The following is a 9,579-nucleotide window of genomic DNA, read 5'->3' on the forward strand; positions in this document are numbered from 1 at the left end:
TCGTCGCGCTCTACGCGGCGAGCCCGGCCTGGATGGCGCGGTCCACGGCCTCGGGCGCGAGGACGTGCTCGATCACCATGATCGCCGCGCCGATCGCGCCGGCGCGATCGCCCAGGCGCGAGGGCACGATCCGCAGATCGCCCGTGGCGAGCGGGAGCGAGCGCTGGAAGATGACCTCGCGCACGCCCGCGAGCAGCTGCTGGTGGGCTTCGGCGATGTCGCCGCCGATGACGATCGCGCCCGGGTTGAAGAAGTTCACGCAGCCGGCGAGGACCTCGCCGAGGTAGCGGCCGGCGTCGCGCACGGCCTGGATGGCCTGCGGCTCGCCGGCGCGGACGAGCGTCACGACGTCGCGCGAGGACTCGGCGTGCAGGCCCCCGGCCGTGAGGTTGGAAGCGAGCGCGCGGCCGCCGGCGACGGCCTCCAGGCAGCCGATGTTGCCGCAGCGGCAGATGACCTCGTCGTGGCCGGCGAGGCGGACGTGGCCGATGTCGCCCGCGGCGCCCTGGGCGCCGCGATGGATGCGGCGGCCGGCGACGATGCCGCAGCCGATGCCGGTGCCGATCTTCACGTACAGCAGGTGCTCGATGTCGCGCCAGTGGGTCCAGTGCTCACCGAGCGCCATGATGTTCACGTCGTTGTCGACGAGCACGGGCGCGTCGTAGTGCGAGGCGAACCAGCCGGGAACCGAGAACCCGTCCCAGCCCGGCATGATCGGCGGGGCGACGGGCTCGCCGCGCGAGAACGCGACCGGGCCCGGGACGCCCACGCCGATGCCCCGGACGTCGTGCGCGCCGCGGTTGATCTCGGCGAGCAGGCCGGCGAACGCCTCGTTGACGTGCGCGAGCACGATCTCGGGGCCGTCGGCGATGTCGAGGTCGAACGTCGTCTCGGCGAGCGGCGCGCCCGCCAGGTCGGAGATCACCAGGCGCGAATGGGTGGCGCCGAGGTCGGCCACGAGCACCACGCCGGCGCCCTGGTTGAAGGCGAGCACCGTCGGCGGGCGGCCGCCCGTGGACGCGCTGCCGCCGGCCTCGTAGACGAGCTGGTGGGCGAGCAGGGCGTCGAGACGCTGCGCAACGGTGGAGCGAGCCAGACCGGTTCGGCGCACGAGATCCGCACGGGTGACGGCCTCGCCGTTGCGGATCAGGCGGAGCAGCGATCCCGCCCCGGTCATGTGACTTGGTTCGATCGATCGGCCGCCATCGACGAAAGTAAAGCAGAGGAAGCGGCGGCTTTGGTGCGCTACCGGGTGGAAAGTTCCTGCTGCATTCCGGCAAAAGTTGCCGCAGCTACTCGAAGCCGTCGGCGTCCGCGCGCAGGCGGTGGAGCAGGCGCGTGATGGCGTCGAGCTCCTCGGCCGCCAGCGGCTCCGTGCCGAAGTGGATGCGGTTCAGGACGGCGGTCGCCTCCTCAGCGGTCTGACGACCTTTATCGGTGAGCGCGGCAAGGGTCGTCCGGCGGTCCCGCTCGTGGGGTTCGCGCGTGACGAAGCCGCTGCGCTCGAGCCCGTCGATGATGTTGGTGACGCTCGTCCGGTGCACCTGCAGCCGGTCTCCCATCTTCCCGAGCGGCAGCGAGCCGCGCCGGCTGTAGTAGAGGAGCATCAGCGCCTCGTAGCGCGGGAACGTCAGGTCGAACGGCTTCAGCGTGTCGTTGAGCCGAGCGAGCAGGATCTGCTGCACGCGCATGATGCTCGTGACCGCCGCCATCGACGGGACCGGCTCATCACCGAAGTGCTTGGCCCAGTTGCGGGCCGCCTCGTGGACTGGATCGAAATTCGGCAGGTCGCCGAGGGTACTTAGAAGACCGGCGACTCGGTGTAGGCGCCCCACACGTGCTGCAGCGCGTCGACCATCTCGCCCTCGGTCGTGTGCACGCGCGCGCAGTCGATCAGCAGTGGCATCAGGTTGCCTTCGCCGGCCGCCGCCTCGCGCAGCGCCGCCAGCCGGCGCTCCACCTCCGCGCCGTCGCGTCGCGCCCGCACGGCCTGCACGCGGCCGATCTGCTTGCGCTCGAGTTCGGGGTCGATGCGCAGGATCGGGGTCTCGCCGTCGTCGCCCTCGGTGTAGCGGTTCACGCCGACCACGACCTGCTCGCCCGCGTCGATCTTCTCCTGCAGCTCGAAGGCGGCGTCCGCGATCTCGCGCTGCGGGTAGTTGCGCTTGACGGCCTCGACCATTCCGCCGAGCTCGTCGATCTTGCGAAAGTACTCGTAGGCGGCTTCTTCCATGCGATCGGTCAGCGCCTCGACGAAGTAGGAGCCGCCGAGCGGGTCGACGGTGTTGGTCACGCCCGTCTCGTGCGCGATGACCTGTTGGGTGCGCAGCGCGATCCGCACCGCGTCCTCGGTCGGGAGCGCGAGCGCCTCGTCGTAGGAGTTGGTGTGCAGCGACTGGGTGCCGCCGAGCACGCCCGCCAGCGCCTCGATCGCGGTGCGGATGATGTTGTTGAGCGGCTGCTGGGCGGTGAGGCTTACGCCGGCCGTCTGCGTGTGGAAGCGCATCAGCCAGCTGCGCGGGTTCTTGGCGCCGTACGTGTCGCGCAGCTCGCGCGCCCAGATCCGGCGCGCGGCGCGGTACTTGGCGATCTCCTCGAAGAAGTCGATCTGGGCGTTGAAGAAGAAGGAGAGCCGGGGCGCGAACGCGTCCACGTCCAGCCCTCGCGCCATCTGCTCCTCGACGTAGGTGAACCCGTCCTTGAGTGTGAACGCGAGCTCCTGCGCGGCGGTCGCTCCCGCCTCGCGGATGTGGTAGCCGGAGATCGAGACCGGGTGCCAGCGCGGCAGGTTGCGCGTGGACCACTCCATCATGTCGCCGAGCAGGCGCATCGCCGGGTCGACCGGGAAGCACCACTCCTTCTGGGCGATGTACTCCTTGAGGATGTCGGCCTGGATCGTGCCGCCGAGCCTGTCCAGCGGCACGCCGCTGTCCTCGGCCGCCACGACGTAGAACGCGAGCATGATCGCGGCCGGCGCGTTGATGGTCATCGAGACCGTCACGTCGCCGAGGTCGATGCCCTGGAAGAGCGTCTCCATGTCGTCGACCGTGTCGATCGCGACGCCCTCGCGGCCCACCTCGCCGAGGCTGCGCGGCGAGTCGCTGTCGTGGCCCATCAGGCTCGGCATGTCGAACGCGGTGGAGAGACCTGTCTGCCCGTGGTCGAGCAGGTAGCGGAAGCGCTCGTTGGTCTCCTCGGCGGTGCCGAAGCCGGCGAACTGGCGCATCGTCCACAGCCGCCCGCGGTACATCGTCGGGTAGACGCCGCGGGTGAACGGGAACTCGCCCGGGTTGCCGATGTGCTCGTCGTGCTCGCGGACGTCCTGCGGCCCGTAGAGCGCCTTGATCGGTTCGCCGGAGAGCGTCGTGCGCTCGGCCTGCTCAGTGTGTGGTTTGGTCGCGCTCACGGATGCTCGGAGGTGAGATAGTTGGAAGTCCTCGTATCCTACCCCAGAGGACGCCGATTCCATACGGGCTCAGCAGGTTTCGCAGCCCGCGCGCGCTCTGACCGAGCGATTGCAGCGTCCATGTGAGCGCGAGCCGCCGGGGAACGCCCTTCTCGTGCAGGGTGCGTGCGAGCGCGAACGGCCGCGGCCTCGAGAACGCGACGTGCCGGAGCCGGCCAGGGTGGCGGGCCGCGAGCGGCGCCGCTGACGTGCCGTACGCGAACCGGCGCCGCATGACGTGCGATTCGTGGTGCAGCACGACCACGCTCGGGTCGTAGACGACGCGGTGCCCGGCGTCGAGCAGCCGCCAGACGAGGTCGACGTCCTCGCCGTAGCGCAGCCCTTCGTCGAACCGCACCGGCGTGCGCACGATCAGCGCCGCGCTCGGCACGTACGGCTGGTTGCGGTCCGGGCCGAGGTCGAGCGGAGAACGGCGCCGGTTGGCGGCCCGGATCCGCGGCGCGACCGCGGTCACGCGCGGATCGTCGAAGTGCCCCGCGAGCCGCTCGGTCCAGTCCGGCGGCGGCAGCGTGTCCGCGTCCAGGAAGGCGACGAGCTCGGTGCTCGCGTGGTCGAGCCCGGTGTTGCGCGCGGCGGCCGGCCCGCCGCACCGGTCCCGCCGGATCGCGCCGGGGATGGGGGAGGCCGAGCCGTCGTCGACGACGATCGTGCGCTCGTCGACCGGAGCCAGGATGGGCCCGTCCTTCACCGGGATGACGACGGTCACGTCGACGCGCTTCGGGGCGGGGCGCGGGTGGGCGAAGCCGGCGTCGAGCAGGCGCTCGCCGAGCCGTTGCTGTGCGGGCGAGGCGGTGTCGGCGAGCAATGCGCGGAGCGCGCCGGGACCCTCCTCGGTCAGGCGGATGATGCGTCCGCGCGCGGCGAGGACGCGGCCGCCGTCATAGAGGCGGACCGCCGGGTCGAGGATGAGCCTCACAAGGACAGGCCGCCGTCGACGGCGTAGTTCGCGCCGGTGACCGCGCGGGACGCGGGGCTCGCGAGGAAGGCGATCACCGCGGCGACCTCGCCGGGCTCGAGCAGGCGCCCGAGCGGCTGCTTGGCGGCGAACGCCTCAGCCGACTCGAGGTCGTAGAGCCGCGCGCTCTCGTCGAGGATCGGCGTGCGCGTGCACCCGGGGGAGACGGTGTTGGCGGTGACGCCGGAGCCGCCGAGCTCGACGGCCAGCGCGCGCACGAACCCCGTGACGCCCGCCTTGGTCGCGCAGTACGCGGCGAGCATCGGCAGCCCGCGCGTGGCGGCGGCCGATGCGACCGCGATGAAGCGTCCTTCCCGCGGCTCCGGCCGGCGCAGCAGCGCGGGCACGCCGGCCCGCGCGGCGGCCAGGACGCCACCGAGGTTGACCTCGAGCACCGCCGCCTCCTGCTCGGGCGGCACTTCCCACGCGGGGACGCCGCCCGCGATCACGCCCGCGGCAGCGACGATCACGTCGAGCGCGCCGCCCGCGGCTTCGATCACCGCCCGCAGCGCCTCGGCGTCGGCGGCGTCGGCCTGCACCGGCGTGACGCGCCCGGCGCCGCCGGCGTCGGCGGCCGCGTCCGCCTCCGCGGCGTCCGGACCGCGGCTGAAGCGGCCCATGGCGTACGGGAGGCGCGCGTCGTCGTCGCCCCGATCGACCGCGATCACGTCGTACCCGTCGGCCTTGAGCCGCGCGACGGTCGCCGCCCCGATCCCGCGCGCCGCGCCCGTGACGAGTGCGAGCCGCGTCAAGGGCGCCCCTCCGCGGCGGCGCCGCCCGCACGCGGCGGGGAGGGGTGCGGTCGGAAAGCTGCCTGAGAGGAAGCTTTGCGACCGCACCCCCCGAGCCAGGCCGTGGTGAACGCCACGAGATCCGCGACGGCGCGGGCGAGGAGCGCGTGGCCCTCGCCAGCCGAGGCGCCGGCGGCGTCGCCGAGCACGCCGTTCGGTGCGACCGCGCGCACGCCGCCCGCCACCAACGCGGGCATGAGCGAGGCGAGCGGCTCGGTCGCCCCGGCCGGGCGCGCGGCGCCGACGAGCTCCGGGGCGAGCGCGAGCATCAGCGACGTCTCGACCCGCCCGGCGTGCGCGTCGCCGCCGAACGACGGCGACCATGCGCGCGCGTCCGGCAGCGCGCGCATCGCTTCGGCGAGCGGCTCGGCGTTGCCTCCGTGCCCGCACACGAACAGCATCGGCCCGGGCCACGACCGCGCCAGCTGGACAAGCACGAGGCGGAGCGCCTCCCGCCCGATCGACAACGTCCCCGCGAACCCCGCGTGCTCGCCGGAGGAGCCGTACGGCAACGCCGGCGCCACCACGACGTCGTCACGCGCCGCGGCCAGCCCGGCCGCGAGCGCGCACGCGATCGTCGTGTCCGTGCCGAGCGGCAGGTGCGGGCCGTGCTGCTCGGTCGCGCCGAGCGGCACGACCGCCACCGCGGCGGTCACGGCCGGAGACGCGAGCTCAGCCAAGCCGGCGATGGAACCCCTCCGGGACCAGCAGATCGTGCACCGACAACTCCTGGACCGACGCACGGCCGAGCCCCAGCAGCGCGGAGTCGATCCCGGTCTTGAACACGTCGAGCACGTTCTCGACGCCCGGCTGCCCGTGGGCCGCCAGCCCCCACAGGTACGGCCGGCCGATCATCACCGCCCGGGCGCCGAGCGCCAGCGCCTTCACGACGTCGCTGCCGCGCCGCACGCCGCCGTCGAGCACGACCTCGGCGCGGTCGCCGACCGCCTCGACGACGGCCGCCAGCGCCCGCACCGACGCCGGCGTCCCGTCCAGGTTGTTCCCCCCGTGGTTGGACACCGACAGCGCCGTCGCGCCCACGTCGTCCACCGCGCGCACCGCGTCGTCGACCCGCATCACGCCCTTGACCATGAACGGCCCGTCCCACAGTCCGCGCAGCCACGCCAGGTCCGCCCAGGACGGCGGCGGTGTGCCCATCCACTCGCCGTAGGCGGCGAAGAACCCGGGCGCGCCCTCCACGTTGGGCACGCCGAGATCCGGGAGCGCGCCCGAGCGCACCCAGCGCGCCAGCCACACCGGCCGCAGCGCCACCTCGGGCGCGAAGCGCGCCATCGTCCGCAGATCCAGCTGTGAGGGGATCGTCGGCGACCCCCAGTCCCGTGCGTGCGAGAACGTCCAGTCGAGCGTGACGATCAGCCCCGCCGCGCCCGCCGCCCGCGCCCGCTCCACGCGGGCCGCGATCGCCTCCCGCGACCCCGCCCAGTACAGCTGCGCGAACGTCTTCGCACACAGCGGCAGGATCTCCTCGATCGCGGTCGAGGCCAAAGCGCTCAACCCCATCGCCGTCCCGCGTGAAGCCGCCGCCCGCGCCACCGCCCGCTCGCCCTCCGGGTGCACGGCCTGCACACCCGTCGGCGACAGCAGCACGGGCAGATCCACGTCCACACCCATCACCGACGTCGCCTGCGAGCGCACCGCCGACCCGCCGGCCACGTGCGGCGCGAACCCCAACTCCGCGAACGCGTCGAGGTTGTCCCGGTAGGTCTGCCCGCGCTCGGCCCCGGCGAGGATCGCCTTGTAGACCGAGCGCGGCAACGTGCGCCGAGCCCGCCGCTGTGCCTCCGCGACCGACTCGAACCACGCCATCAGACCGGCGACTCGTCGCAGAGCTTCACGCGCGAGTGATCCTGGGACGGCCGCGGCCGCTCGCCGCGCCGCGCGCGCTCGCCGTGCCCGAAGACGCACTCCGGGTCCGGCCCGGCCAGCGGCAGCCCGGTGAAGAACTTCGCCGCCATGCAGCCGCCGCGGCACGCGTCGTACATCGAGCACGACCCGCACGCGCCCGCCGCCTGCGGCTCTCGCAGCTCGCGAAACAGCGACGAGTCCCGCCACACCGTCCCGAATCCGGCGTCGCGCACGTTGCCGGCCAGGAACGTCTCGTGGATCGCGAACGGGCACGCATAGACGTCGCCGATCGGGTCGATCAGGCACACGACGCGCCCCGCGCCGCACAGGTTGAGCCCCGGCAGCGCCTTCCCGTACGCACCCAGGTGGAAGAACGAGTCGCCGGTCAGCACGTCCTCGCCGTGCGCGAGCAGCCACTCGTACACCGCCCGTTGCTGCTGGCGCGTGGGATGCAGCTCGTCCCACACGTCCGCGCCGCGTCCGGAAGGCCGCAGCCGCGTGAGCCGGAGCGTCGCGCCGAATTCGTCCGCGATCGCCTTGAACGCGTCCAGCTGATCCGCGTTCTCGCGCGTGATGACGACGCTGAGCTTCGCGCCCATCCCCGCCAGCAATCCGAGCGCGCGCATCGCGGTCGCGTACGACCCCACGCCGCGCACGCGGTCGTTGACCTCCGCGGTCGCGCCGTCGAGCGAGACCTGCACGTCCACGTAGTCCGACGCCCGCAGCCACTCGGCCCGTGCCGCATCGATCCGCGACCCGTTGGTGGAGAACTTCACGCCCACGTGATGCGCGGTGGCGTACTCGACGAGCTCCCAGAAGTCGCGCCGCACGGTCGGCTCGCCGCCGCCGATGTTCACGTAGAAGACCTGCATGCGCTCGAGCTCGTCGATGACCGCCTTGCACTCGGCGGTCGTCAGCTCGCGCGGGTCCCGCCGTCCGGAGGACGACAGGCAGTGCACGCACGCGAGGTTGCAGGCGTACGTGAGCTCCCACGTGAGGCAGATCGGCGCGTTCAGCCCGCGCTCGAACTCGTCGTTGAGCGGCCGCGACGCCTGGGACCGCCGGCGCATGAAGCTCAGCCGTCGCGTGTCGAAGTCGTAGGCCAGCGCGCCGAAGCGCTCGGGCCGAAGCGCCGCGCCCATCAGTAGACGCCGCACATCCCGTCGATCGACACCTCCTCAACGACGAGATCCTCCTCCACCAGCTCCTCGACGGGCGCCTCTTCGACCTCGACCTCGGGCTCGACGACCGGATCCGGCATGGTTCTCTCCCTTCGATGGTCTCTCCGCGGCGGAACGTACCAAGCGACTTCGGCCTGCGGCTCACTGCCCGGATGGACGGTGACACCCTGCTCGGAGGCGAGCCGTTCCAGCTCGTGCGCCTCAGGCCCGAGTCGCGCGCCCGCATCCGCGCGTGGGAGGCGGGCGAGCCGGTCGGCGACGGCGGCGCGCTGGCCCGCGACCTGGTGATGGCGAACCTGGCGCAACCGCTCCCACCGCCGCTGCAGGCGAAGGTCAGCGTCGTGATCCCGACGCGCGACCGCACGCCGCTGGCGGTCCCGGACGCCGACGAGGTGATCGTCGTCGACGACGGCTCCGATGTGCCCGGTGCGACCATCCGCCGCGCGACCCGGGGCGGCGCCGCGGCCGCGCGCAACCACGGCCTGCGCGCCGCTCGCAACGAGCTCGTCGCGCTGCTCGACAGCGACACCGTCCCCCAGCCGGGCTGGCTGGAGCCGCTGCTCGCCCACTTCAACGACCCGCTGGTGGACATCGTCGCCCCGCGGATCGTGCCGCTGAAGCCAGGCGGCTACGAGGCGCGCCGTTCGCCGCTGGATCGTGGCCCGGACGCGGCACGGGTGGTGCCGTACGGTCGCGTGCCGTTCGTGCCGGGCGCGGCGCTGCTGGTGAGACACCACGTGCGCTTCGACGAGACGCTCACCAGTGGCGGGGAGGACGTCGAGCTCGTGTGGCGCACGCCGTACGTGCGCTACGAGCCGGCCGCGCACGTCGCGCACGCGCACCGGACCGAGCCGCGCGCCTGGTTTGCGCGCCGGGTCTACTACGGACGGACCGCCGCGCGGGTCGCGCAGCGCCACCCCGGCGAGGCGCGCCCGCTGCACGTCTCGCCCTGGACGACCGCCGCCTGGGCCGCCGCCCTGCTCGGCCGGCCCTACACCGCCGCGGCGATCACCGCCACCGCGACCGCCCTCCTCGCCCGCGACACCGGCCCGCAGACCGCCGCCCAGCTCGCCGCGCTCGGCACCCTCCGCTCCGGCCGCGTCGTCGCCGACGCCCTCACCCGCCACTGGTGGCCGCTGGCCGCGCTGCACCCGCGCACGCGCCTCGCCTTCCTCACCAAGCCGCCGCTCGCCATCGTCGACGACCTCGCCTACGGCACCGGCGTCTGGCTCGGCTGCGTCGAGCGTCGCACGATCGACCCGCTTCTGCCCGCCCGACCATGGAAGCTGGCCCGACGCACTCTGTAAGACTCCCGCGCCG

Annotated in this window: 10 protein-coding genes; 1 reads left to right on the forward strand and 9 read right to left on the reverse strand. The window is 73.3% G+C overall.

Annotation, left to right across the window (positions count from 1 at the left end; translation table 11 throughout):
* Positions 1–10 precede the first annotated feature (10 nt).
* The 9 genes from OJ962_RS18940 to mftA form a co-directional block, all read right to left on the reverse strand.
* A complete protein-coding gene (locus OJ962_RS18940) occupies positions 11–1,177 on the reverse strand; it encodes an ROK family transcriptional regulator (RefSeq protein ID WP_202952057.1) in 1,167 nt (388 codons plus the stop codon).
* 115 nt (positions 1,178–1,292) lie between these two features.
* Positions 1,293–1,712, reverse strand: coding sequence for a MarR family winged helix-turn-helix transcriptional regulator (locus OJ962_RS18945; RefSeq protein ID WP_202953333.1), 420 nt, complete (start codon positions 1,710–1,712; stop codon positions 1,293–1,295).
* A gap of 89 nt (positions 1,713–1,801) precedes the next feature.
* Positions 1,802–3,406, reverse strand: a complete 1,605-nt coding sequence (locus OJ962_RS18950; protein WP_270006532.1) for an acyl-CoA mutase large subunit family protein — start codon at positions 3,404–3,406, stop codon at positions 1,802–1,804.
* Complete coding sequence (locus OJ962_RS18955) at positions 3,381–4,382, reverse strand: glycosyltransferase (protein ID WP_202952059.1); 1,002 nt, start codon at positions 4,380–4,382, stop codon at positions 3,381–3,383. Before OJ962_RS18955 ends, OJ962_RS18950 begins: the two co-directional genes overlap by 26 nt.
* Positions 4,379–5,173, reverse strand: a complete 795-nt coding sequence (locus OJ962_RS18960; protein ID WP_202952060.1) for a mycofactocin-coupled SDR family oxidoreductase — start codon at positions 5,171–5,173, stop codon at positions 4,379–4,381. The genes OJ962_RS18955 and OJ962_RS18960 overlap by 4 nt, the downstream gene beginning before the upstream one ends.
* Entirely contained in the window at positions 5,170–5,892 is a 723-nt protein-coding gene (mftE, locus tag OJ962_RS18965) for a mycofactocin biosynthesis peptidyl-dipeptidase MftE (RefSeq protein ID WP_202952061.1), read from the reverse strand. The genes OJ962_RS18960 and mftE overlap by 4 nt, the downstream gene beginning before the upstream one ends.
* A complete protein-coding gene (mftD, locus tag OJ962_RS18970) occupies positions 5,885–7,039 on the reverse strand; it encodes a pre-mycofactocin synthase MftD (protein ID WP_202952062.1) in 1,155 nt (384 codons plus the stop codon). The genes mftE and mftD overlap by 8 nt, the downstream gene beginning before the upstream one ends.
* Positions 7,039–8,220 (reverse strand): mycofactocin radical SAM maturase, encoded by a 1,182-nt coding sequence (mftC, locus tag OJ962_RS18975; protein ID WP_202952063.1) that lies wholly within the window; start codon positions 8,218–8,220, stop codon positions 7,039–7,041. The genes mftD and mftC overlap by 1 nt, the downstream gene beginning before the upstream one ends.
* Positions 8,220–8,339, reverse strand: a complete 120-nt coding sequence (gene mftA, locus OJ962_RS18980) for a mycofactocin precursor MftA (protein WP_202952064.1) — start codon at positions 8,337–8,339, stop codon at positions 8,220–8,222. The genes mftC and mftA overlap by 1 nt, the downstream gene beginning before the upstream one ends.
* A gap of 72 nt (positions 8,340–8,411) precedes the next feature.
* Here mftA and OJ962_RS18985 point away from each other — a divergent pair, with 72 nt between their 5' ends.
* Positions 8,412–9,566: a glycosyltransferase gene (locus OJ962_RS18985; protein ID WP_202952065.1), complete on the forward strand. Its 1,155-nt coding sequence runs from the start codon at positions 8,412–8,414 to the stop codon at positions 9,564–9,566.
* Positions 9,567–9,579: the final 13 nt, after the last annotated feature.

Source organism: Solirubrobacter deserti, assembly GCF_027587175.1.
GTDB classification, from domain to species: domain Bacteria; phylum Actinomycetota; class Thermoleophilia; order Solirubrobacterales; family Solirubrobacteraceae; genus Solirubrobacter; species Solirubrobacter deserti.

Bases quoted from the DNA above. Each gene is read 5' to 3' on its own strand.
- OJ962_RS18940 (WP_202952057.1), bottom strand. From the start codon at position 1,177: ATGACCGGGGCGGGATCGCTGCTCCGCCTGATCCGCAACGGCGAGGCC.
- OJ962_RS18945 (WP_202953333.1), bottom strand. From the start codon at position 1,712: ATGGCGGCGGTCACGAGCATCATGCGCGTGCAGCAGATCCTGCTCGCT.
- mftD (WP_202952062.1), bottom strand. From the start codon at position 7,039: ATGGCGTGGTTCGAGTCGGTCGCGGAGGCACAGCGGCGGGCTCGGCGC.
- mftC (WP_202952063.1), bottom strand. From the start codon at position 8,220: ATGGGCGCGGCGCTTCGGCCCGAGCGCTTCGGCGCGCTGGCCTACGAC.
- mftA (WP_202952064.1), bottom strand. From the start codon at position 8,339: ATGCCGGATCCGGTCGTCGAGCCCGAGGTCGAGGTCGAAGAGGCGCCC.
- OJ962_RS18985 (WP_202952065.1), top strand. From the start codon at position 8,412: ATGGACGGTGACACCCTGCTCGGAGGCGAGCCGTTCCAGCTCGTGCGC.